The following is a 23531-nucleotide window of genomic DNA, read 5'->3' on the forward strand; positions in this document are numbered from 1 at the left end:
TGCTTTGGCAAAGCGCGGCGAATCCTGTATAGCGTCCCGTCTAAACCAAAGGACACGCGCGAAATGACGACCCCGATCACCCAGGATCTGATGACCATCCCCCGTAAACTGCCCGCCGGTGACAGGATCAACCTTGTCGGCCTGACGCGCGACCGGCTGCGCGAGGTGCTGGTGGAACACGGCACCCCGGAAAAACAGGCGAAGATGCGTGTGGGCCAGATCTGGCAGTGGATCTACCAGTGGGGCGTGCGTGACTTTGACGCGATGACCAACCTGTCCAAGGCATACCGCCGGGATCTGTCAGACGCGTTCACCATCGAGATCCCTGAGCTGGTGAGCAAACAGGTCAGCGCCGACGGCACCCGCAAGTACCTTGTCCGGATCACCGGCGGGCATGAAGTCGAAGTTGTCTATATCCCCGAATCCGACCGCGGCACGCTTTGCATCTCGTCGCAGGTGGGCTGCACCCTGACCTGCTCCTTTTGCCACACCGGCACGCAGAAGCTGGTGCGCAACCTGACAGCGGGAGAGATCATCGGTCAGGTCATGCTGGCGCGGGACGATCTGAATGAATGGCCCCGGCAAGGTGAGGCCGCCGGCGAACGGCCCCGCCTGATCAGCAATATCGTGCTGATGGGCATGGGAGAGCCGCTCTATAACTTCGACAATGTGCGCGACGCGATGAAAATCGCGATGGATGGCGAAGGGATTTCTCTCTCCCGCCGCCGTATCACGCTGTCCACCTCCGGCGTGGTTCCGGAAATCACCAAGACCGCAGAGGAAATCGGCTGTCTGCTCGCCGTCAGCTTCCACGCCACCACCGACGAGGTGCGCGACACACTGGTTCCGATCAACAAGAAATGGAACATTGAGACACTGTTGGACGCCCTGCGCGCCTATCCGAAACTGTCGAATTCAGAACGGATCACCTTTGAATACGTGATGCTCAAGGGTGTGAACGACAGCGACGCGGACGCGCGGCGGCTGGTGAAGCTGATTTCCGGCATCCCCGCCAAGATCAACCTGATTCCGTTCAACGAATGGCCCGGCTCCCCCTATGTGCGGTCCGACTGGGACCGGATCGAGGCGTTCTCGGACATCATCTACAAGGCCGGCTATGCCTCTCCCATCCGCACCCCGCGCGGAGAGGACATCATGGCCGCCTGCGGGCAGCTCAAATCCGCCTCTGAACGCGCGCGCAAACCCCGCCGCCAGATTGAGGCGGAGGCCGGAATCGGCTGATCCTGCCCGGATAAATCCCCTATTCCGGCACGACCCGGGCCAAATCCCGCCCCAATCGAGTGGCAGCGTTATCCTTGTGAACAATTAGTTTCCAGAAGGGTAACGACCATGATGTTTGATGTAGAAGCCGCCCGCCGTATCATCGCCGACGAACGTCGCAAGTCGCTTTCGCCGCGCGAATGGAAATTCCGCATCGCCGGTTACGGCTATGCCGTGCGACCGACGACAGAGGGGCTTATGATCTCCTCCCTGCCGCATGGTCGCGACATCGGCACGCTCGATCCCAAATACGCGGCCTGACCGGGCCGCACCTGTGTGCAACGCGGTTCCGGGCCCTACCGGCCCGGAATATCGTCGCGCGGCGTCGTCTCGCCCCACTCCTCGATCACCTTGACTGCCTCTTGGGCGGTTTCCACGAACCGGAACAAATCCAGATCGTCGTCGGAAATGGTGCCGGCCTCGCTCAGCGCCTGCCAGTTGATGATCTTTTCCCAGAAGGCCCGCCCGAACAGCAGGAAGGGCACCCGCTCCATCCGCCCGGTCTGAATGAGTGTGAGCGATTCGAACATCTCGTCGAGCGTGCCGAATCCGCCGGGAAAGACGCAGATCGCCCGCGCCCGCATCAGGAAATGCATCTTGCGGATCGCGAAATAGTGGAAGTTGAAGCAAAGCTCGGGCGTCACGTATTCGTTCGGCGCCTGCTCATGCGGCAGGACGATGTTGAAGCCGATCGACTCCCCGCCGACATCCGCCGCGCCGCGGTTGCTAGCCTCCATCACGCCGGGTCCGCCGCCCGAGGCGATGACGTTGTGCCGCCCCCCGCTTTCAAGGCTTTTCAGCGTCATCAGACGCGCGAATTCCCGCGCCTCATCGTAGTAATGTGACAATTCGGCCAGCGTCTTGGTCCGCGCGCCCTCTTTTCTCGATGGTTCTGGAATACGCGCGCCGCCGAACAGAACAATGGTGCTCTCCACCCCATGGTCATCGAGCATGAGCTGCGGCTTGAGAAGTTCAAGCTGCAACCGCACCGGACGCAATTCATCGCGGCACAGGAAATCCCAGTCATCGAACGCCAACCGGTAGGACGGGGATCGCGTCTGCGGGGTATCGGGCACATGTTCGGCTGTATCGCGGTCCGTGTGCGCGTCCCGAAACCGGCTGATACGGTGGTCATCCATGTCGTTTTCCTTGCTTGCGCGTCTTTTTCCCTGACCTATCGCTTTCAACGCGGCAAGACCAGCGGAAGGGTGGGAATGGCCCGCGCGTGATCTGGCGATCAGAGTGTCGCTTTGCACGGGTGACGGGGCGGCCTGATACCGCTATGAAGACCCGAATCCCGACAACTACGGAGCATAACGATGTCCAACGCCCAGCTTGAACACGCCATCGAAGCCGCATGGGAGGCACGCGATACCATCACCCCCACCACCGGCGGTGAAACCCGAGAAGCGATCGAGGACACGCTGAACGCGCTCGACAGCGGCAAGCTCCGCGTGGCCGAACGGCGCGAGAACGGCGACTGGCATGTGAACCAATGGGCCAAGAAGGCGGTGCTTCTGGGCTTTCGCATCAAGGACATGGAGCAGCAGCCGGGCGGCCCGCAAGGCGGCGGCTGGTGGGACAAGGTGGACAGCAAGTTCAAGGGTTGGGGCGACAACCAGTGGCGCGCGGCGGGTTTTCGCGCCGTACCCAACTGCATCGTGCGCAAATCGGCCTATATCGCGCCCGGCGTCGTGCTCATGCCCTCTTTCGTGAACCTCGGCGCCTATGTCGATGAGGGCACGATGGTCGACACATGGGCCACCGTCGGTTCCTGCGCGCAGATCGGCAAGGGCGTGCATCTGTCCGGCGGGGTCGGCATCGGCGGTGTGCTGGAGCCGATGCAGGCCGGCCCCACGATCATCGAGGACAATTGCTTTATCGGAGCCCGCTCCGAGGTTGTGGAAGGCTGCATCGTGCGCGAAGGCTCGGTGCTTGGCATGGGCGTCTACATCGGCAAATCCACGAAGATCGTGGACCGCGAAACCGGGGAGGTCTTCATCGGCGAGGTGCCCCCCTATTCGGTCGTGGTCTCGGGGTCCATGCCGACGAAGAACAACCTGAACCTCTATTGCGCCGTGATCGTGAAGCGCGTGGATGCGCAGACACGCTCCAAGACCGGCATCAACGAGCTTCTGCGCGACTAGCCCGCAGGCACTTGTCGGCCCGGGACGTCTCCAAACGCCCCGGGCTACGCCCGCCCGGCCAGAAACGCCCGCGATTCATAGCTGCGTAGCGCCACGCGCGCCGTCGGGCCATAGCCATAGCCCATGAAGCTGTCGGCGTTCGGCAGAAGGCGCAGAATCTCCTCCCGCGTCGCGCTGTCGAAGCTCTCAAGCGTCTCGCGCCCGGGGTGGTAGCTCTCACTCTCAAGCCCGTTGCCGAACACGATCTCGTGCCGGTCGAACAGCAGATGCACATAGGTCACCGCCCGCCCGTCCGCCCGCGGCCGGATGGTGGTGTCGTTCACCAGATCGCCAGCCTTGACCAGAATCTCCGCCTGACCGAACAGAAGTTCGGCGCGCGCCGATGTGACCAGCACCCGGTGATTGCGCGACACCTCCACCGCCCCGTGGTTCCCCAGTGCCCCGTCGGCGATGGCGATCGGCGCATCCCGCCCGCGCGCCATCCGCACCGACTGCCCCGACCAGCGCAGCGGCTGCGCCCCGTGATCGCGGGTGATCACCATGTCACCGGCCTCCAGCGCTTCCACCGGAACCGGCCCGTCCACCGTCTCGACCAGCGTTCCCGCCACGAAACACGGAGTCGTCGTCACCGTCGCGAACCCGGTATCGGTGTTCCCGGCCTCGTCGCTCACCTCATAGGAAAAGGTGTTTTCGCCCTCGTCCCCGTCCGATTGCACCCGGATCGTGCCATCGCCATTCAGCGTGATCCGCTCGCCAGAGCCAAGGGTGACCGTATCGCCCGCGAAGACCGGCTGCCCATTGATCGCGGTGATGGTCAACGTGCCGCCCACGCTGCTGCTGTCATTGGCCAGCACGTCGAAATTCTCCGGCGCCGTGTCCGTCACGCCGATCTCGTCGTCCCCGGCCACAAGTGCCGTCTGCACCGAATCGCCCGCGATCAGAAGGTTGCTGTCATAGGCCCGGTCCCCGGCATCGGCGATGCCGATCTTGATCGTGTTCACCTCCCCCGGCTCAACCGGCGCCTTGAGCGTCAGGGTGACGGTGAAGCCGTCCATTTCCGTGTTGAAGTCGCCATCCGGGGCCGGATTGTCCACATAAAGGTTCTGGTTGGTATCGTCGTTGATATTGTTGATCGTGATGTCGCCATCCCCGACCGTCAGTTCCGCCTGCTGGCCGTTCACCCAGATCCCGACGGCATCGTTGAAGCCCGAATCGACATATTCGAGATACTCCTCCGAGGAAAAGACCACCTGCATCGTCAGCGTGCTGCCCTCGGGCACGAAACTCGCCTCGAAGATCGAGGCGTCAAAGGTCTTTTGCCCCGCGAGCTCCGACAGGTCCGAATCCCCCGGCGTCCACTGCTTCGTCGTGGTACCAGCCGATTGGTTCGCATCGCCCCATTTGTTCGTGAGATCCTCCGCCCGCCCGGTGGACAGGATCACCCCGCTGTCCGACGGGGTCACACCCGGCGCGACGCTGTCTCCCTCGCTGTAGATCCCCGAGGCCGAGGACGCCCCGGAGTAACTCGCATCCTCTATCGTGATCCCGGATCCGAACATGCTCTGCGCCATCTGCATGGCGCTGGCGGATGTGTCGATGGGAAGCTGAGACGTGGCGGACATGGGCGGACTCCTGATTGCTGTCCGTCCGGGCTACGCCCCAATGCTTCACGAACTCTTTCCCGTCACCCGTCCTTTTCGGCGCATTTGACTCAAACCCGCAACGGTGCCGCCGCTTGACGCGCCCGCGCACCGCGGGATATGGCCCGCGCATGGCTCAGAAAAAACACTCCCGCCAACAGGTCTATACGCTTCTGGTTCAGGTTGGCCGCAAGCAGGATGACGGCTTGCCCGAGGGTGCGACCGGCGGTGCGCTCATGATCTATGCCAGCGGCGTCGATGAGGCCGAGGCCGTGCGCGAAACCGTCGCCATCCTGAAACAGGCCGATCTCGCCCCGCTCGATGTGACCGGCTATGGCACGCTGGAAGAACGCGAAGAACAGGGTCACGAGATCGACAACGAGGAGCGCGCCCTCATGCAGCGCGCATTTGACGAAAACTCGGTCGTCGTGGCGCAGATGACGCCCTTCTTCGGTGGGGAGGAATCAACCGGCACCGACCCGCTTCACTGACGTCTTGTCCGGCGAGCGAAGCTTCAGGCCGCCCGCGCCTCTGCCAGCGTGACCGCTTCGAACGGGCGCAAAATCGGAAAGGCCGTCACGGAATGATCCGGCAGGGTAGCGCGATCAAACCCCGCCAGAAGCGACGCGGAAAGCAACTCGGGCTTGCGCCGGATTCGTCCGATATTGAGGCTCTCGATCGCCGTGCCCGCCGCGATCACCGCTTCGTGGTCCGGCAGCAGAAAATGCACATAGCGCATCTCGAGGCCCGGAGGCTCCTGCAAGGCGGCCGTGCCGTTCACCAGATGCCGCGCGGGCACGAGCACATGTTCGCGCCCGAACATGTACTCCACCTGCGATCCACCTATCACCAGCCGCTGCCCCGGTGCCACGAAGACGTCGCTCTGTAGTCCGAAATACGGATGTCGAAGCCGCACCGGGCGGAACGATCCGCGCGCAGGCACCCGCCGCTCGACCACCTGCAACACGGGTACGGCCGCCCCGTCGAGTGTCGTCACCATGTCGCCACGCCGAAGATCGCCCGCCGTGCGATACCCCTGCGGCGTGGCGATCGGCACATCGGGGCTAAGCGCCGGCATGGGGCCGATCGGCTCCACCGTGTCCGAGACCGCGAAGAACACCAGATCGGGGTCCATCTCGCAACCACCCGGCGCTGCCGCCATTTCCCGCACATCCGACTGCATGAGCGGCATGGGGTCCTCCACCCGGACGATGAACGCCTTCGACAGTTCCGGCCGTTCGATCACAAGTCGTCCGCCCCCGGCGTGCATGTCCCAGCTATAGGTGACGCGGATCACATCCGCGCGCTCCTCCGCATCGTGGTTGAGCGTGGCGTGAAACACCTTTCGCCCGCGTGACAGCACCAGCACGATACCACCGCCCGGCACCGCGTAGAGCGCGAGCCCACTCGCCCAAGGGTGGGGGCGCCGATGCCCCAGAAGCCGTTGCGGCCGACGTCCCGGCGACAACCGCGTTTCGACAAGAAGACTGCCTTTCGGCATCACCTCATCTGCAGCAGGCCCCGGCCCTGCGGAGATTCCGCGCGGACCAAAGCACCCACCAAGGTGATCTGCCAGCGCGATCCAGGTCATCGGCGATCCCCGGAGCCCATCATGCCACCCTTGCCCGCCCCAACAAAAGCTCGACCTCATAGCGACGAAGCGCCGGGCGCACCGCCGATCCGTATCCATCACCAGAGTCAGGGTCTAACTCGGGGAAAAGCGTGCAGATCTCCTCCACGATCTCCGCCTCGAAGTTCTCCGCGATCTGCGGGCCGGGCAGAAAGCTCTCGGTCCGCAGACCCTCTGAAAAGACAATCTGATGCGCGTCAAAGAGAATGTGGAAATACTCCACCATCCCGCCGGGCACACGCCGCACACTCAGATCGTTGACCAGATCGCGCGCCGCCACGAGCACTTCGCGGGCACCGAACAGAAGCTCGGCCAGCGCATCGCGGACAAGCACCCGGTGCAACGGCGACACCAGAAGTTCCCGGTGTCGGCCAATCGTGTTCGCGGCAATGCGGATCGGCGCGAAATCCCCCTCTGCCGGCACGCACCGCCGCCCAATCCAGCGAATCGGCTGCGGCCCGTTGTCCATCGTTTTCACCAGATCTCCGGGCGACAGCGTCTCCACCGGCACCTCGCCCCCTGGCGTGCGGATCATTGTTCCGGCCACGAAACAGGGAACGGAGCTGACGGTGATCACTCCTGTATCGCTGTTCGTTCCGTCGTCGATCGCATAGGTGAAGTTGAAATCCTCGTCGGTGCCATCCCCCACGAGCGTGATCGTTCCATCGGAATTGAGCGTGACCGTCTGCCCGGTCTTGAGCGTGACTGTGTCACCCGCATTCACAGCCTGCCCATTGATATGGGTAACACTCAGCGTCCCGCCGCTGGCGCTTTCATCATTGCCCAGAATGTCGATGGTCTTGGTCGCGTCCCCTGTCAGATGCGTGCTGTCATCCTGCGCAATGAGCGCGGTCTGCACAGAGCCCCCTGCGATCAGAAGGTTGGAATCGTAACTCGTGTCGGCGACATCGGCGATTCCAAGGGTGATGGAATTCAACTCTCCCGGATTGACCGGAAGGGTCATCGTCATCGTGACCGTGAAGCCATCCATCTCCGTGTTGTAGGTGTCGCCGCTGTTGCTGATGAACAGGTTTTCATTGGACCCGCCGTTGATGTTGCCCGGATCGGTGCCGCCAATCGACATTTCCACCTGCGTGCCATTGACCCAGACACCGACGAAATCCTGATAGATGGAATTGGTGAACTCGGGGTATTCCTCGGAGGCGAAGACGAACTGCATCGTCATCGTGTCGCCGTCCGGAATGAAATCGACATTCAGAATTGAGGCGTCATAGGTCCGCGCGCCCGCCGCCGCGTTGAAGTCTGGGTCGTTGTCCACCCCTTTGGTGTTGGTCGAGGTGCTGTCGCTGCGATTCGGATCGCCCCACCAGTTGGTGAAATCCCCGGCCCGGCCGGTGGACAGGATCACCCCCGTATCGCCCGGCGTCACCCCCGGCGAAACCGCGTTGCCGTCACTGTAGATCCCCGAGGATCTGTCGTCGCCCTCGTAACTTGCCCCGACAACCTTCACGCCATCGCCAAAGATGGTCTGCGCCATCTTCATGGCGTTGGCATTCTCGTCTATGGGAATATCTCTCGCCCAAACCATGCCTGCCCCTTACCCAACACGTCCCGTAAGCAGGATGGCACAGCGCACGCCCCGGCCAACGGCGCCAGAAACGTGACCACAGGCGTTGTCTCGCCATATGTCATTGGGGCCATTTGCGGCCCGTCTGCTGCTCTTACCCTGCCTCGGGCATTTTTATTGGGTCCAGCTAGCACGACTTTCACGCGGCTGTTAAGCGTCTTGGGTTGCATTTTGGCGGGAAACGGGCGTTCTTGCGGCATACCGGCCACAGGCGAACGCCCTGCCGCCCCATGTTGAGGACCCGATGACCACCGACCCCGCCGATCTCACCGCCCGCCTGATCCGCTGCCCCTCGGTCACACCCGAGGAGGGCGGCGCGCTCACATTACTTGAGGCCGAACTGTCAAGCGCCGGCTTCACCTGCACCCGCGCCGACCGTGGCGGCGTGGCCAATCTCCTGGCCCGCTGGGGCGACAAGGGCCACCCGAGAACCTTCGGCTTCAACGGTCATACCGACGTTGTGCCCGTGGGCGATGCCGCCGCATGGACAGTCGATCCCTTCGGCGCCGAGATCCGCGGCGGCCTTATGTACGGACGCGGCGCCACCGACATGAAATCCGGCGTCGCCGCCTTTACCGCCGCCGCCATAGACTTCGTCCGCGACACGCCCCCCGACGGCGCGGTGATCCTCACCATCACCGGCGACGAGGAAGGCGATGCCATCGACGGCACCAGTGCCCTTCTCGACCACATGGCCCGAACCGGCGAGGCGATGACCGCCTGCCTTGTCGGGGAGCCGACCTGCCCCGACGAGATGGGCGAGATGATCAAGATCGGCCGCCGCGGCTCTCTCTCGGCATGGTTCACCTTCACCGGCGTGCAGGGCCATTCCGCCTATCCCCACCGCGCGAAGAACCCGCTGCCCGCCATGGCCCGCCTGATGGACAGGCTTTCCAGTCACACGCTCGACGAGGGCACCGACCATTTCGACGCCTCCACGCTGGCCGTGGTCACGATGGACACCGGCAACCCGGCCACCAACGTCATCCCCGCCGAATGCCGCGCCACCGTCAACATCCGCTTCAACGACAGCCACTCCGGCCAAGGCCTGACCGACTGGATGCGCGGCATGGCCGACACCGTGACGCAGGAAACCGGCATCGACATCGGCATGACGGTCAAGATCTCGGGTGAAAGCTTCCTGACGCCGCCGGGCCCGCTCTCCGATCTCGTCGCCGCCGCGGTACGCGCCGAAACCGGGCGCGATCCGGTGCTCTCCACCTCCGGCGGCACCTCGGACGCCCGCTTCATCAAGGATCACTGCCCGGTGGTCGAATTCGGCCTCGTCGGCAAGACCATGCACCAGGTGGACGAATGCGTCCCGGTGGCGCAGATTCATCAACTCAAGGCGATCTACGCGCGGATCCTGCGTGACTATTTCGCCTGATCCCGCCTTCCGCCGCCGCCTTGTCGTGATGGTGAAGGAACCGCGCGCCGGCCGCGTGAAAACACGGCTCGGACGCGATATCGGCATGACCCGCGCCGCATGGTGGTTCCGCCATCAGACCGCCTGCCTGCTGCGCCGGATCGACGATCCGCGCTGGCAGACGATCCTTGCCGTCGCCCCCGATACCGCGCTGGAGGCGCGCATGTGGCCGCCCCACCTGCCACGCCTGCCGCAAGGGCGGGGCGATCTCGGCGCCCGCATGGCACGGCTGCTGCGCGGACTGCCTCCCGGCCCCGCCTGCGTCATCGGCGCCGACATTCCGGGCATCACGCGGGCCCATATCGCCCGCACCTTCGCCGCGCTCGGCCGCCATGACGCGGTCTTCGGCCCCGCCACCGACGGCGGCTACTGGCTCATCGGGCTCAAACGCCGTGCCCCGCCGCCACCGGGGTTCCTGCGCGGCTGCCGCTGGTCCACCGATCACGCCCTCGACGACAGCATCGCCACCCTGCCCGGCCATCGCATCGCGCTGACCGATACGCTCGCCGACATCGACACCGCCACCGATCTGCACGGCTCCGCCGCATCTTCTCGGTCGAAATACCTCGATCCCACCATCCGCCCCGCGCGATGATACCTGCCGCTCCGTTCCCTGCAAGCGCCGAAGCCACAGGCCGAAGCTTTCCCCGGTGACGCCACCCGCGCGCCGTGCTAGGGCAGGGCCATGCGTATACCTACCAAACAGGAGATCCTTGACTGGATCTCAGCGAACCCGACCCAGACCTCCAAGCGCGACATCGCCCGTGCCTTCGGCATCAAGGGCGCCGCCCGGATCGACCTGAAATCCGTCCTGCGAGAGCTGGAGGAGGAAGGCCATCTTGAAAAGCGCAAGAAAACCTACCGCGACCCCGACCGCCTGCCGCCCGTTTCGGTGCTTCAGGTGCAGGCGCCCGACACCGATGGCGATCTCTACGCCCGCCCGCTGGAATGGACCGGCGAGGGGCCGGAGCCGAAGGTGCTCGTCGTCCCCCGCGCTTCCGATCCGGCATTGGGCGAAGGCGACCGAATCCTTGCCCGGCTGACCGAGGTGAAGGGCGAGGATCACCACTATGAGGGCCGCCTGATTCGCCGCATCGGCACCAACCCGCGCCGTGTACTGGGCGTTTTCCGAAAAACGCCCGAGGGCGGGCGCATCGTGCCCATCGACAAGGGCGACGGCAAGGAATGGCAGGTTCCCAGCGACGCCACCGGCGGCGCGAAAGAGGGGGAACTGGTCGAGGCCGAACAATCCGGCCCCCGCGGCCGTCTCGGCCTGCCGCGCGCGCGGGTGGTGGACCGGCTCGGCGATCCGTCCGCGCCCAAGGCGGTCTCGCTCATCGCCATCCATCAGCACGGCATCCCCGACCGCTTTCCCGACGCCGTGATCGAAGAGGCGGACAGCGCCAAGCCCGCCGGGCTGGACGGACGCGAGGATTTGCGCGACCTGCCACTCATCACCATCGACCCGTGGGACGCGCGCGATCATGACGACGCCTGCTGGGCCCACGCCGACGACGACCCCCGCAACGAGGGCGGCCATGTCGTCTGGGTCGCCATCGCCGATGTGGCCCACTACGTGCGCCCCGGCACCGCGCTCGACACAGAGGCCCGCAAGCGCGGAAATTCGAGCTATTTTCCCGACCGGGTTGTGCCGATGCTGCCCGACCGGCTCTCGGGCGATCTGTGCTCTCTGCACGAGGGCGTGCCGCGCGCCTGCATCGCCGTGCGCATGCAGATCGACGCGCATGGCCGCAAACTCGGCCACCGCTTCACCCGCGGCCTCATGCGCTCCGCCGCGTCGCTGACATATGAACAGGCTCAGGCCGCCCGCAACGGCGACCCGGACGAGAAATGCGCCCCCCTGCTCGAAGAGGTGATCAACCCGGTTTTCGACGCCTACGAGGCGCTGTCCAAGGCCCGCGCCGCGCGCCAACCTCTCAACCTCGAACTGCCCGAACGCAAGATCGTGCTCACCGAAGAGGGCAAGGTCGCCTCGGTCAACTTCGCCGACCGCTTTGACGCGCACAAGATGATCGAGGAATTCATGGTGCTGGCCAATGTCGCCGCCGCCGAAACCCTGATCTCCAAACGCTCGCCGCTGATCTTCCGCGTGCACGAGGAGCCCAGCCCCGAAAAACTCGACGCCCTGCGCGAGGTCGCACAGGCCGCCGGTCTGACGCTGGCCAAGGGGCAGGTGCTCAAGACACAGCACCTCAACGCACTTCTTCAGGCCGCCGCCGGAACCGAGGATGCGGAGCTGATCAATCTCTCCACCCTGCGCTCTATGACGCAGGCGTATTATTCCCCGGCCAATTTCGGCCATTTCGGTCTTGCGCTTCAGGCATACGCGCATTTCACCTCCCCGATCCGGCGCTATGCCGATCTGGTGGTGCACCGGGCGCTGATCTCGGCGCATGGCTGGGGCGATGACGGGCTCAGCCCCGAGGGGATGGAGCAGATGGAGACCACCGCCACCCACATCTCCGAGACAGAGCGCCGCTCCATGCTCGCCGAACGCGACACCACCGACCGCTATCTTGCGTCGTACCTGTCCGAACGGGTGGGCAATGAGTTTACCGGACGGATCAGCGGCATCGCCCGCTTCGGGGTTTTCGTGAAACTCGATGAGACCGGCGCCGACGGTCTCGTGCCCATGCGGGAGCTGGGGCGTGAGTATTTCCATTATGACAGCGAGTCGGGCACGCTCACCGGCTCGGACACGGGAACAACGATCTCGCTGGGACAGCGCGTCACCGTTCGGCTGGCAGAGGCCGCGCCGGTCACCGGTGGGCTGACGCTGGAACTGCTTTCGCTGGAGGATGAGGCTATGCCGAAGGGGCCGAAACGCGCCCGCGGCAAACCGCCCAGACGCAAGGCCGGGAAATCGAGGCACAAGGGCGCGAAGGACCGTCAGAAGGCGAAGCGCAGCCGCTCCTGACCCGGGGATGCGGAATGGTTAACGCGATCTGGTCCGCGCGCCGTGTTAACCTGACCTGCGGGGCAAATGGCACCGACGCGATACCGACAAAATACCGACGTTTTGCCGATATGGGTTTTTGGGCATTAACAAGGGCTTGGCCTAAGTCGTTGCATTGTCCCGGCGATGTGCCGCCACCCTGCGTTTGCCCGCTTCACGAATGGCCTGTTTCGCTGTAAATTCAGCGCAATGATAAAATCACGAGGCAACCCCATGCGCAGTCCCTTTCACGCCCTTGTTTTCATGGCCCTGACGGTCGGTACTGCGGCCGTCGCCAGCCCACCGGAACAATCCCTCCGCCCGGTCGTCCGCCCCTCGGCGGATGCAGCCGTGGTCACCCACGTCGCAACCGGCGATCCCACAGGTAGCCAGCGCCCCGTCACGCGGCCCGCGGTCTTTACCGGGCAGGCCCCAGAGCCCCGACAGGTGAGCGCCGGAAACACGGAATTCCGCAATTGGATCAACGGCTTCCGCAGCAGAGCGCAGCGCGCCGGAATCCGCTCCGATGTGCTTGATCGGGCGTTTCAAGGGGTGAGCTACAACAGCGACGTGATCCGCCGCGACCGCAACCAGTCGGAGTTTACCAAAACGATCTGGGATTACCTCGACAGCGCCGCCTCCGAAACCCGCGTCGCAAACGGTCGTGACGCCCTGCGCAAACACCGCCGCAAGCTCGACGCGATTGAGCGGAAATACGGCGTCGAGAAGGAGGTGGTGGTCGCTGTCTGGGGGCTTGAAAGCGCCTATGGCACCTACCGCGGCGATACCCCCATCATCGAGGCGCTCGCCACGCTCGCCCATGACGGACGTCGCGGCGCCTTCTTCGAGCAACAGCTCATCGCGGCGCTGAAAATCCTTCAAAACGGGGACGTTACGCCGGATGGTATGACCGGAAGCTGGGCCGGCGCCATGGGGCATACGCAGTTCATTCCCACGTCCTACCTTGCCTATGCTGTCGATTTTACCGGAGACGGCAAACGCGACATCTGGTCAGAAGACCCCACCGACGCGCTCGCCTCCACCGCCGCCTATCTGGCGCGCTCTGGCTGGCGCAAGGGGATGCCATGGGGGGTCGAGGTGCAGGTTCCGCGCGACTTCGACTATTCGCTCGCCAACCGCAAAACCCTCAAGATGCCAAGCGACTGGGCCCGCCTCGGTGTCACCGGAATGGATGGCCGCCCGGTGCGCGACTACGGCAGCGCAGCCCTTCTCCTGCCGGCTGGCGCGAACGGCGCGGCGTTCCTGATCTTCAAGAATTTCAACGCGATAGAGCGCTATAATTCCGCCGATGCCTATGTCATCGGGGTTGGTCATCTCAGCGACCGGATCGCGGGCGGCAACAAGCTCAAGGGTAAATGGCCGCGCGGCGACCGTGCCCTGACCTTTTCCGAACGCCAGGAGTTGCAGCGTCGTCTGACGCGCGCGGGCTTCGATACCCGGAAGATCGACGGCAAGATCGGCCCCCTGACCATCGACGCGGTGCGCCGGTATCAACGCTCTGTCGGGATGGCGCCAGACGGCTACGCCTCCCTTGCTCTTCTGAAAAAACTGCGTTGAAAACAAGGCCCTGGCACGTCGTCCGGGGCCTTGTATCTCTGGCTCAGGCAGACTTCAGAAGGCCCTTTTGGGTCACTTCTTCAAGGCACTCGTCAAGCGATCTGCGAGCCCGTTCCACAAGTTGGTCGATCTCGTCGGTGCTGATCACCAGGGGCGGAGAAATGATCATTCGATCGCCCACATGGCGCATCACCACGTTGTTGGCGAAGCAGCGTTCGCGGCAGATGAACCCCACCGTTCCGGCATCGGCGGCAAAGGCTGCCCGCGTCGCCTTGTCGGGCGTCAGTGCGATCGACGCCATCATCCCGCAAATCTTTGCCTCACCCACCAGCGGGTGATCGGCCAGCGCCTCCCATTTCTCTTTCAAATGCGGGCCCGCCACGTCGCGCACATGGCCGATCACGTTCTCCTCTTCGAGGATACGCAGGTTCTCCAGCGCAACGGATGCGGCAACCGGATGCCCCGAATAGGTGTAGCCGTGGTTGAATTCGCCCTGCCCGATCACATTCGCCACCTCGTCACAGACGATGGACCCACCAATCGGCGCGTACCCGGAACTCAGGCCCTTGGCGATGGTCATGATATGCGGGCGAATGTTCATGGTCTGACTGCCGAACCAGTTGCCCGTGCGCCCGAAACCGCAGATTACCTCGTCGGCGATCAGAAGGATGCTGTATTGGTCGCAAATGCGTTGAATTTCAGGCCAGTATGTCTCCGGCGGCACGATCACACCGCCCGCGCCCTGCACCGGCTCCGCGATAAAGGCGGCCACGCGCTCCTCTCCGAGTTCGTGGATCGCTTTCTCAAGCTCCTTCGCACGGGCAAAGCCGAAATCCTCGGGGCTGATGTCGCCGCCTTCGGCCCACCAGTTCGGTTGCGGAATGTGGTGGATGTCGGGAATCGGCAATCCGCCCTGTTCGTGCATCGGCACCATGCCGCCAAGGCTCGCCGCGCCCATGGTAGACCCGTGATAGGCGTTTTTCCTGCTGATGATGATGCTCTTTTCCGGCTTGCCCTTCATCGCCCAGTAGTGACGCACCATGCGTATATTGGTGTCATTCGCCTCCGATCCGGACCCGGCGAAGAAAACGTGGTTGAGATCGCCCGGCGCCAGCTCCGCCAGCTTCGCGGAAAGCGCGATGGCGGGCACATGGCTGGTTTGGAAGAAAGTATTGTAATAGGGAAGTTCACGCATCTGCCGTGCCGCGGCGTCGGCCAGTTCGGACCGTCCATAGCCGATATTCACGCACCAGAGCCCGGCCATCCCGTCCAGCATTTCGTTGCCCTCGGAATCGGTCAGCCAGACCCCATTCGCACGGGTAATGATTCGTGCACCTTTTTCCGCTAAGTCTTTCTGCGCGGTGAACGGGTGCATGTGATGTGCGGCATCCAGCGCCTGCAACTCGGCTGTCGGCATGTGATTCGTGATCGCGTCCATGACTGTCCTCATTTGAAGAAACTCAAGGCGCGACAGGGATGCGCCTTCCCATTTTCAGGATATGATCAAATTTTGGACTGTCAATCACCGAGTCAGGGATTGCCCGCCAGATCAAGCGCCTCGCGGACCTGAACCATCCCTTGAACCACGTCCTTGCGGATCGCCTCTGCCGCGCGATCGGCGTCGCCTTTTCGCATCGCGTCAAGCGTTTCCTTGTGCTGATCCGGCAGGCTCTGCGTGCCCATCCGACCGCAAACCACCCGCAGCGACGGCCCGAACCGGAGCCACAGCCCATGCGAAAGCTGGGTCAGGATCGGTGAGTCCGCAATGGCATAAAGTCGATTGTGGAACTCGAAATTGTGCTTGAGATAAGCGCCAACATCCCCTTTGTGAATTGCTTCATCAAGTTTTTTATCTATCTTTTCAAGCTGTTGAACATCGTCCTCGGTGGCCCGCTCCAATGCCTTGCGCGTCAGCTTTGGTTCGATCGCCTGCCGCGCGAACATCAGCTCCTCCAGATGCGCGGACGTCAGAACCGGAACACAAACACGGCGGTTGCCCTGAAACTCCAGCGCGCCTTCCGACGTCAAGCGCCGGATCGCCTCGCGTACCGGTGTCATGCCTGCGCCAAGCCGCGCAACCAGTCCCTGGATCGTGACCGGCTGGCCCGGTGCCAGATCACCGAAAAGCACAAGATCGCGGAGACGTTCATAAACCTGCTGATGTGCGGGTGCACGACGAGTCTCGGCGTTGGAAGGTCGCGATTCCGGCATTGTGCGATGCCTTTCATTTGAGCAAAAACAGGTGCTTGTCTACGAAACGACACTCTATTTCGGATCGCTCCATTTTACCATATTGCCATGAGGGTCGAAAATTGATCAAATTATTCATGCAATGAAATGATCGGGCGAAGATCCGGTTGGTCAACGGGAGAATGATATGAGACTTGCGATTTTCACATCCGCTATTGCGCTGAGCGCGGCGATGGCCGGCGCCGAAGAAGTGCGCGTTTACAACTGGTCCGACTATATCGATGAGGAGCTTCTAACGAAGTTCGAGGACGAAACCGGCATCGACCTGATCTACGACGTGTTTGACAGCAACGAGGTTCTGGAAACCAAAATGCTCGCCGGTGGTTCCGGCTATGACGTTGTGGTGCCCTCGGGAACCTTCCTGCAACGCCAGATCACGGCTGGTGCCTTCCAGAAGCTCGACAAATCCAAGTTGCCCAACCTCGAGAACATGTGGGACGTGGTGGAGAAACGCACGTCACAATATGATCCTGGCAACGAGTATTCCATAAACTACATGTGGGGCACGACGGGCATTGGGGTCAATCTTGACAAGGTCAGGGAAGCACTTGGCGAGGATGCGCCAATCAATAGCTGGGCTCTGGTGTTCGATCCGGCCAACATGGAGAAACTCGGCGATTGCGGTGTCCACTTCCTCGACGCCCCGGCCGAGATGATCCCCGCCGCGCTGAACTATATCGGAGAGAACCCTGACAGCCACGATCCCGACGTGATTGCCCAGGCTGAAGAGGTATACGGAGCAATCCGCCCCCACATTCAGAAATTCCACAGCTCGGAATACATCAACTCGCTGGCCAATGGCGATATTTGCGTGGCCGTCGGTTGGTCGGGTGACATCCTGCAAGCCCGCGACCGTGCGATCGAGGCCGATAACGGTGTCGACATCGCGTATCACGCACCCAAGGAGGGGGCACAGATGTGGTTCGACCAGATGGCGATTCCGGTCGACGCCCCCAACCCGGACGGCGCGCACAAGTTCCTGAATTTCATAATGGATGCCGAGAATATGGCGGCTGCTTCGAACTACGTCTACTACGCCAACGGCAACAAGGCGTCGCAGGATTATCTGGTGGAGGACGTCATTGGCGATCCGGCGATCTATCCTGACGAGGAAACGCTCGACAACCTGTTCACCACCACGCCCTACCCCGCCAAGGTGCAGCGGGTCGTGACTCGCCTCTGGACCAAGATCAAGTCCGGCACCTGATAGAAAACGATCCGGCCCGCGCAGACCTCCCTGCGCGGGCCTTTTCATGCGCATACCAAGGAAACCCCGACATGGCGGAAACCATCTTTGCCCCCTGGGACGATCCGAACGCCAAACCCTTGATCAGATTTCGCAACGTGACCAAGCGATTCGGCGAGTTCACGGCCATCGACGACCTCACAATCGACATATACGAGCGTGAATTCTTTGCGCTTCTAGGCCCCTCCGGTTGCGGCAAGACAACTCTCATGCGCATGCTTGGCGGTTTCGAAACCCCGACCGAAGGCCAAATTGAACTGGCCGGCAAGGATATCGCCAGAGTTCCGCCCAACAAGCGGTCGGTGAACATGATGTTCCAGAGCTACGCGCTTTTTCCGCATCTGAGTATCTGGGACAATATCGCTTTCGGTTTGCGTCGAGGTCGGATGCCAAAGGCCGAGATCGCAAACCGTGTCGAGGAAATGCTCCGCCTGACCCGACTGGAAAAATTTGCCCGTCGCAAGCCACACCAGATATCCGGCGGTCAACGTCAGCGCGTCGCACTTGCACGCTCTCTCGCCAAGGCGCCGACGCTTCTGCTTCTGGATGAGCCGCTGGGCGCTCTCGACAAGAAGCTGCGGCAGGATACGCAGTTCGAGTTGATGGATATTCAGGAACGCACCGGCACCACCTTCGTGATTGTCACCCACGACCAGGAAGAAGCAATGACGGTGGCCAGCCGCGTCGCGGTCATGGAAGATGGAAGGATCGTGCAGGTTGCCACACCGGATGCCATCTATGAGACCCCGAATTCCGTCTATGTCGCTGACTTCATCGGGGACGTGAACATCATTGTTGGTCGCGCCGATCCGCAGGGTGACAAGGTACATCTCAACTGGGCCGAAGGACAGCCAAAGTTCATCGGAACGCCCGCCAGTCCTTTCGAAAAGGGCCAGACCTGCCATTACGCAATCCGTCCCGAAAAGATCTCCATCTCGGCGCAGAAACCCGAAGGCGCTACAAACACGGTTGAGGGGAAAGTGCTCGACATTGCCTATCTCGGTAACATTTCGACCTATCATGTGGAGCTTGCGGGCGGGCAAGTCATCAAGGCGCAGAAGGCCAACAATCGTCGCATTTCACGACGCAGCTTCACCTGGGGGGATCAGGTCTGGCTAAGCTGGACGGATACCGCCGGCATCCTGCTGGAGCGTTGAGTCATGCGCCGCTTTGCCCTTATCGCCGTTCCCTATCTGTGGCTCCTGGCCCTGTTCCTGGTGCCTTTCATCATTGTCCTGAAGATCTCTCTTTCAGATATCGCTCTGGCGATTCCCCCCTATACGCCGACACTTGATCTGTCCGAAGGGTGGGCCGGGATCAGGAGGTTTTTCGCAGGGCTCGATTTTGAGAACTTCCGCTTTCTCGCCACCGACAATCTCTACTGGAAAGCCTATCTCTCAAGCCTGCAGATTGCGGCTGTTGCCACCCTACTGACGTTGCTCGTTGGCTACCCTATCGCCTACGGAATGGCCCGCGCCCCTCAGGAATGGCGCGCGACGCTGCTCATGCTGGTGATCTTGCCGTTCTGGACCAGCTTTCTGATCCGGGTCTATTCTTGGATGGGGATCCTCTCGACAGAGGGGTATCTCAATCAGCTTCTGATCTGGGCAGGTCTGATCGAGAACCCGTTGACCATTCTAAACACCCCGGTGGCAGTCTATATCGGCATCGTCTACACGTATCTTCCTTTCATGATACTGCCAATATATGCCGCGCTGGAGAAGCTCGACGAGAGCCTTCTCGAAGCCGCTGAAGATCTTGGCTGTTCGCGCCTTACTGCCTTCTGGCTTGTCACTGTACCGCTTTCGAAACAGGGAATCATCGCGGGCTGCTTTCTCGTATTCATCCCGACCATAGGGGAATTCGTGATTCCATCACTGCTCGGCGGATCGCGCACATTGATGATCGGCAAAGTACTGTGGGAAGAGTTCTTCTCCAATCGCGACTGGCCGGTGGCTTCGGCGGTGGCGGTGATCCTTTTGCTGATCCTGATTGTGCCGATCATCCTGTTTCAACGGAATCAGCAGAAGCAGAGGGAAACGGACACATGAGGCGGTTCACCTGGTTCAATACAACCTCTCTGACGCTGGGATTTGCCTTTCTCTATCTGCCCATGATCATTCTGGTGATCTACAGCTTCAACGATTCCAAGCTCGTGACCGTGTGGGCTGGATTCTCAACCCGTTGGTATGGCGAGTTGATACAGAACGATGCGTTTCTGGATGCCGCCTGGGTCACGATCAAGGTCGCCGGAATATCCTCAACCTTGGCGACGGTTCTGGGAACGATGGCGGCGATCGTCATGGTGCGAATGGGGCGCTTCCACGGGCGAACCCTATTCTCCGGCATGATCTATGCACCGCTTGTCATGCCAGAGGTCATCACTGGCCTGTCACTTCTTCTGCTCTTTATCGGGCTCGGGCTCGACAGAGGGGTGTTCACGATCATTCTGGCACACACGACCTTCTCCATGTGCTATGTCTCGGTCGTTGTCTCATCGCGCCTCATAAGCTTCGACACGTCTCTGGAAGAAGCCGCGCTTGATCTGGGGTGCTCGCCTTTGCAGGCGTTTCGCCTCGTCACCCTGCCGATCATCGCACCCGCGGTTATCTCAGGCTGGCTTCTTGCCTTTACGCTTTCACTCGATGACCTGGTGATCGCATCCTTCACATCCGGTCCATCGGCGACAACATTGCCTATGAAAATCTGGAGTTCCGTTCGCCTGGGCGTGAGCCCCGAAATCAACGCGCTTTCGACCCTCATGATCGCCGTGGTCACGGTCGGAGTCGTGACGGCATCTTTGATATCAAAGCGCGCGGCGGTGCAGCAGCGCCGCGATGAACAGGCTGCGGATCGCGCGGGGATGGCGTGAAGCGGATTGCCGACACTTACGCCTATGGTCCGGGTCCGATCGAGCGTTGCTTCTGGACCCGGACGCCCCCTGATCTGACCTGGCCTCGCTTGAGCGGAGACCTTGACGCCGACGTTGCCGTGATCGGCGCCGGCTTCACCGGGCTGACCGCTGCCCTGCATCTCGCGGAGGCGGGGCTTTCGGTGGCAGTGCTTGAAGCCGAGCAACCGGGCTGGGGCGCGTCTGGGCGCAATGGTGGATTCTGCTGTCTTGGCGGCGCTCGCATTTCACATGACACACTCGTGCGGCGGGTCGGCGAAGACGGAGCGCGCGACTGGTATCGGACAGAACAACGCGCTGTCGATTTCGTGGCCTCACAACTGACCCGGCTGAAGATCGAGGCGGACACCCATTCGCACGGAGAAACCATGCTTGCGCACAGGCCGCGTGACTTCGACAGGCTTGTGTCCGACGCGGAGCGAACCGCCTCTGTCCTCGGCGTGCGGGCCGAAGTGATCGCCGCAAGCGATCTGGTGAAGCACGGCATGGCTGGACCGTTTCACGGCGGCGTGACGCTACCCGTGGGCTTCGGCCTCAATCCGCGCAAATACGTGCTGGGGCTTGCCCAAGCCGCCTCCGCCGCCGGGGTCGCGGGGTTCGGAAATAGCCCGGTTCAAACCATGCGCGCAACGAACGGAGACCACGAACTTGCGACACCCGCTGGAGCGGTGCGAGCAAAGCGTGTCATTGTTGCCACCAACGGGTATTCGGCTGAGACTCTCCCGCCCTGGATGGCCGGGCGCTATATGCCGGTGCAATCAAATGTGATCGTGACGCGCCCACTTACGGATGCGGAGCTTGAGGCGCAGGGCTGGACCAGCGCGCAGATTGCCTATGACAGCCGCAACCTGCTTCACTATTTCCGCCTGATGCCGGACCGGCGTTTCCTCTTCGGGATGCGCGGCGGACTGCGCACGACCAAAGGCGTCCAGAATCATATGGAAAAGAGTGTTCGTCGCGATTTTGAGACGATGTTTCCTGCGTGGTCGCACGTGGAAACCCCCTGGTTCTGGTCCGGCTTTGCCTGCATGGCGCGCAATATGACCCCCTTTGCGGGCGAAATTCCCGGCCAGCCCGGCGTCTTCGCGGCCTTCGCCTATCACGGCAACGGTGTCGCGATGGGCAGCTATGCGGGGGCGGCGATTGCTGACCGGCTATTGGGTCGAGGCGAACATCCAGTTTCCGCCCTACTCGATCACCCTGCAGGTCGATTCCCGGGCGGTGCGTTCAGACGTCTGGCCCTTTGGCCTGCATACGGATACTACGCACTCAAAGACCGCTGAAGCGCGTCCCACTCCAGCTTCAGACCGGCGCCATACTCCTCGCGGCCATTCTCAACCTGCCAGAGGCAATAGGCCGCCATACGCCAGTGATACCATGGCGCGAGTTTTTGGTAACGCGTGGACAGTTCCGTATCCGCATAAGCGTCCAAAAACTGCGCCTCTTCCGCGGGACTCAACACATGCCCGCGATAGAGATGCTGCATGGCGGGTGAGAGAAAAACGCCAATATCTTCACATGGATCGCCAATAGCGGGACATTGCCAGTCGATAAGATAAAGACCGCTTTCGTTCGCGATCAGGTTCCCCGGCACAATATCCCCATGCAGCAACGCCTTCTGACCGCAAGGCGGGACAGCCATCCGTGGGCGCGCCTCCTGAAGATCCTGCCCGGATGAACACAGATCGAGAATCAACTCGGTATGATATGCAATTTCCGCACTGCCATCCGGAGCCTTGCGCAACCCTGATGGTGCGCGCAAACGGTGCAAACGCCGCACCGTTGCCGCCACCACGTCAACATCGGACCGCCAGAGAGTTCCAGGGATCATTGTGTAGACAAGGCAGATCCCCAATGGGGTTGGGATATCTACCAGAAGTCTCGGCACGAGCCCGGTACCCGAGAGATGCCGCAAGAGCGCCGCTTCTGCCATCGGATCATTGGGAAACATCGGATTTCGGCTTTTCCGGGAATAGAGCTTCACGGCAACCGCCTGCCCCTCCCTGCCCGTGATCTGCCATGCCCGGTTCGTCCGTCCGCCTAGCATCTGCCGCCACACGGCACCGCACAGTTCCGGGCGTGCGGATTCAACGGCACTCACGACTTCGGAGGGGGCTGTGCAGGTGCGTGGTGTCAGTGCGCCACTCCGATCTTGAAATCCTGCCAGACGCTAGTCGAGATCGAACGACACAGCAAGATATTAGGTCGCCTCGCGCAACGCTGCAACTTGATTGGCTGATATCCGTGCGCCACCTTCGAGCACCAGCACGGTGTCGCCATTTTCCCCCGTTGCTTCCACGATCCTGGAGTAAACGTCGGCATAGCTGGCACCAACAGACTCTTCATTGACGAAACTCTCCACCTCGAAATGATAATGACCATGAGGCAAGGGAACTCCATCCTGCCCCATGCCATCCCAGGAATAGGACTCTCCGGATATGGGAATGTTCACCCGATCAACCTCGGTACCTTCCCCATTGTAGACTACCAGATCAGCCGAATCAGCGCCTGCATTCGGCGCGGGCAACACCTCGATCGCATCGCCATCGAAGTAGCCCGGCGCCGCAACCCGCGCTTCCATCCCGATCCAGTTTGAAAGCTGCGCCATACCCATGGCACCCAATTGAACCACCATGTTGTTGAGCAGATCATTGGTGAGCACCTGCTGCTCGACAGAGGAAAACTGAGCGAGTTGGGCCGCGTATTCCGAAGAATCGAGCGGGTTGAGCGGATCCTGATTTTGAGCCTGCGCAGTGAGCATTTTCAGAAAGGTTTCAAAGTCCGAGGTCAGGGCCGACGCGCCCTTGTCGCTGGTCGTCGGCGCCGCAGAGGCCCCGGGCTGCGCGGCGGTCGCCGCTGTCGAGGATACGGTCACTGT

At 62.1% G+C, this 23531-nt stretch carries 21 protein-coding genes; 13 read left to right on the forward strand and 8 right to left on the reverse strand.

The window, feature by feature from the left end:
• The first annotated feature begins 63 nt into the window (after nucleotides 1-63).
• Entirely contained in the window at nucleotides 64-1242 is a 1179-nt protein-coding gene (gene rlmN, locus BMW66_RS01055; RefSeq protein ID WP_093114776.1) for a dual-specificity RNA methyltransferase RlmN, read from the forward strand.
• Between the two features lie 108 nt (nucleotides 1243-1350).
• Nucleotides 1351-1542 (forward strand): hypothetical protein, encoded by a 192-nt coding sequence (locus BMW66_RS01060; protein ID WP_093114777.1) that lies wholly within the window; start codon nucleotides 1351-1353, stop codon nucleotides 1540-1542.
• Nucleotides 1543-1577: 35 nt separating this feature from the next.
• Here BMW66_RS01060 and BMW66_RS01065 read toward each other — a convergent pair whose 3' ends face one another.
• Nucleotides 1578-2420, reverse strand: coding sequence for an LOG family protein (locus tag BMW66_RS01065; RefSeq protein ID WP_093114778.1), 843 nt, complete (start codon nucleotides 2418-2420; stop codon nucleotides 1578-1580).
• 180 nt (nucleotides 2421-2600) lie between these two features.
• On the opposite strand from BMW66_RS01065, the gene dapD reads away from it, so the two are divergent.
• Nucleotides 2601-3428 carry a 2,3,4,5-tetrahydropyridine-2,6-dicarboxylate N-succinyltransferase gene (gene dapD / locus BMW66_RS01070; protein WP_093114779.1) on the forward strand — a complete coding sequence of 276 codons (828 nt, stop codon included), beginning with the start codon at nucleotides 2601-2603 and terminating at the stop codon, nucleotides 3426-3428.
• Between the two features lie 44 nt (nucleotides 3429-3472).
• Here dapD and BMW66_RS01075 read toward each other — a convergent pair whose 3' ends face one another.
• Complete coding sequence (locus tag BMW66_RS01075; protein ID WP_093114780.1) at nucleotides 3473-5050, reverse strand: choice-of-anchor L domain-containing protein; 1578 nt, start codon at nucleotides 5048-5050, stop codon at nucleotides 3473-3475.
• A gap of 149 nt (nucleotides 5051-5199) precedes the next feature.
• Between BMW66_RS01075 and BMW66_RS01080 the strand changes: the two genes are divergently transcribed.
• A complete protein-coding gene (locus BMW66_RS01080; protein WP_093114944.1) occupies nucleotides 5200-5559 on the forward strand; it encodes a hypothetical protein in 360 nt (119 codons plus the stop codon).
• Nucleotides 5560-5582: 23 nt separating this feature from the next.
• On the opposite strand, the gene BMW66_RS01085 is transcribed toward BMW66_RS01080, so the two are convergent.
• Both BMW66_RS01085 and BMW66_RS01090 read right to left on the reverse strand, forming a co-directional pair.
• Complete coding sequence (locus BMW66_RS01085; RefSeq protein WP_093114781.1) at nucleotides 5583-6659, reverse strand: Hint domain-containing protein; 1077 nt, start codon at nucleotides 6657-6659, stop codon at nucleotides 5583-5585.
• A 19-nt stretch (nucleotides 6660-6678) separates the two neighbouring features.
• A complete protein-coding gene (locus BMW66_RS01090; protein WP_093114782.1) occupies nucleotides 6679-8247 on the reverse strand; it encodes a Hint domain-containing protein in 1569 nt (522 codons plus the stop codon).
• 283 nt (nucleotides 8248-8530) lie between these two features.
• Between BMW66_RS01090 and dapE the strand changes: the two genes are divergently transcribed.
• The 4 genes from dapE to BMW66_RS01110 all read left to right on the forward strand — a co-directional run bounded on the left by dapE (nucleotide 8531) and on the right by BMW66_RS01110 (nucleotide 14246).
• Nucleotides 8531-9673, forward strand: coding sequence for a succinyl-diaminopimelate desuccinylase (gene dapE, locus BMW66_RS01095; RefSeq protein ID WP_093114783.1), 1143 nt, complete (start codon nucleotides 8531-8533; stop codon nucleotides 9671-9673).
• A 28-nt stretch (nucleotides 9674-9701) separates the two neighbouring features.
• A complete protein-coding gene (locus BMW66_RS01100; RefSeq protein ID WP_093114784.1) occupies nucleotides 9702-10307 on the forward strand; it encodes a TIGR04282 family arsenosugar biosynthesis glycosyltransferase in 606 nt (201 codons plus the stop codon).
• A gap of 90 nt (nucleotides 10308-10397) precedes the next feature.
• On the forward strand, nucleotides 10398-12650 hold the full coding sequence (rnr, locus tag BMW66_RS01105) for a ribonuclease R (RefSeq protein ID WP_093114785.1): 2253 nt from the start codon (nucleotides 10398-10400) through the stop codon (nucleotides 12648-12650).
• A gap of 252 nt (nucleotides 12651-12902) precedes the next feature.
• The gene (locus BMW66_RS01110) at nucleotides 12903-14246 is read left to right on the forward strand and encodes a lytic murein transglycosylase (protein ID WP_093114786.1); all 1344 of its coding nucleotides are present in this window, start codon (nucleotides 12903-12905) and stop codon (nucleotides 14244-14246) included.
• Nucleotides 14247-14289: 43 nt separating this feature from the next.
• On the opposite strand, the gene BMW66_RS01115 is transcribed toward BMW66_RS01110, so the two are convergent.
• Nucleotides 14290-15684 carry an aspartate aminotransferase family protein gene (locus tag BMW66_RS01115; protein WP_093114787.1) on the reverse strand — a complete coding sequence of 465 codons (1395 nt, stop codon included), beginning with the start codon at nucleotides 15682-15684 and terminating at the stop codon, nucleotides 14290-14292.
• A gap of 92 nt (nucleotides 15685-15776) precedes the next feature.
• A complete protein-coding gene (locus BMW66_RS01120; RefSeq protein WP_093114788.1) occupies nucleotides 15777-16457 on the reverse strand; it encodes a GntR family transcriptional regulator in 681 nt (226 codons plus the stop codon).
• Between the two features lie 166 nt (nucleotides 16458-16623).
• Here BMW66_RS01120 and BMW66_RS01125 point away from each other — a divergent pair, with 166 nt between their 5' ends.
• From BMW66_RS01125 to BMW66_RS01145, 5 genes are all read left to right on the forward strand, one after another.
• Nucleotides 16624-17703: a polyamine ABC transporter substrate-binding protein gene (locus BMW66_RS01125; RefSeq protein ID WP_093114789.1), complete on the forward strand. Its 1080-nt coding sequence runs from the start codon at nucleotides 16624-16626 to the stop codon at nucleotides 17701-17703.
• A 71-nt stretch (nucleotides 17704-17774) separates the two neighbouring features.
• A complete protein-coding gene (locus BMW66_RS01130) occupies nucleotides 17775-18899 on the forward strand; it encodes an ABC transporter ATP-binding protein (RefSeq protein WP_093114790.1) in 1125 nt (374 codons plus the stop codon).
• A 3-nt stretch (nucleotides 18900-18902) separates the two neighbouring features.
• Nucleotides 18903-19793 (forward strand): ABC transporter permease subunit, encoded by an 891-nt coding sequence (locus BMW66_RS01135; RefSeq protein WP_093114791.1) that lies wholly within the window; start codon nucleotides 18903-18905, stop codon nucleotides 19791-19793.
• Nucleotides 19790-20614, forward strand: coding sequence for an ABC transporter permease subunit (locus BMW66_RS01140; RefSeq protein WP_093114792.1), 825 nt, complete (start codon nucleotides 19790-19792; stop codon nucleotides 20612-20614). The genes BMW66_RS01135 and BMW66_RS01140 overlap by 4 nt, the downstream gene beginning before the upstream one ends.
• An 89-nt stretch (nucleotides 20615-20703) precedes the next feature.
• Nucleotides 20704-21936 (forward strand): NAD(P)/FAD-dependent oxidoreductase, encoded by a 1233-nt coding sequence (locus BMW66_RS01145; protein ID WP_342741831.1) that lies wholly within the window; start codon nucleotides 20704-20706, stop codon nucleotides 21934-21936.
• On the opposite strand, the gene BMW66_RS01150 is transcribed toward BMW66_RS01145, so the two are convergent.
• Nucleotides 21915-22700 (reverse strand): aminoglycoside phosphotransferase family protein, encoded by a 786-nt coding sequence (locus BMW66_RS01150; RefSeq protein ID WP_093114794.1) that lies wholly within the window; start codon nucleotides 22698-22700, stop codon nucleotides 21915-21917. The two genes, BMW66_RS01145 and BMW66_RS01150, sit on opposite strands and share 22 nt — an antisense overlap.
• A 153-nt stretch (nucleotides 22701-22853) precedes the next feature.
• The gene (locus tag BMW66_RS01155; protein ID WP_093114795.1) at nucleotides 22854-23528 is read right to left on the reverse strand and encodes a flagellar hook capping FlgD N-terminal domain-containing protein; all 675 of its coding nucleotides are present in this window, start codon (nucleotides 23526-23528) and stop codon (nucleotides 22854-22856) included.
• Between the last annotated feature and the right edge of the window lie 3 nt (nucleotides 23529-23531).

This window comes from Salinihabitans flavidus (assembly GCF_900110425.1).
GTDB classification, from domain to species: Bacteria; Pseudomonadota; Alphaproteobacteria; order Rhodobacterales; family Rhodobacteraceae; genus Salinihabitans; species Salinihabitans flavidus.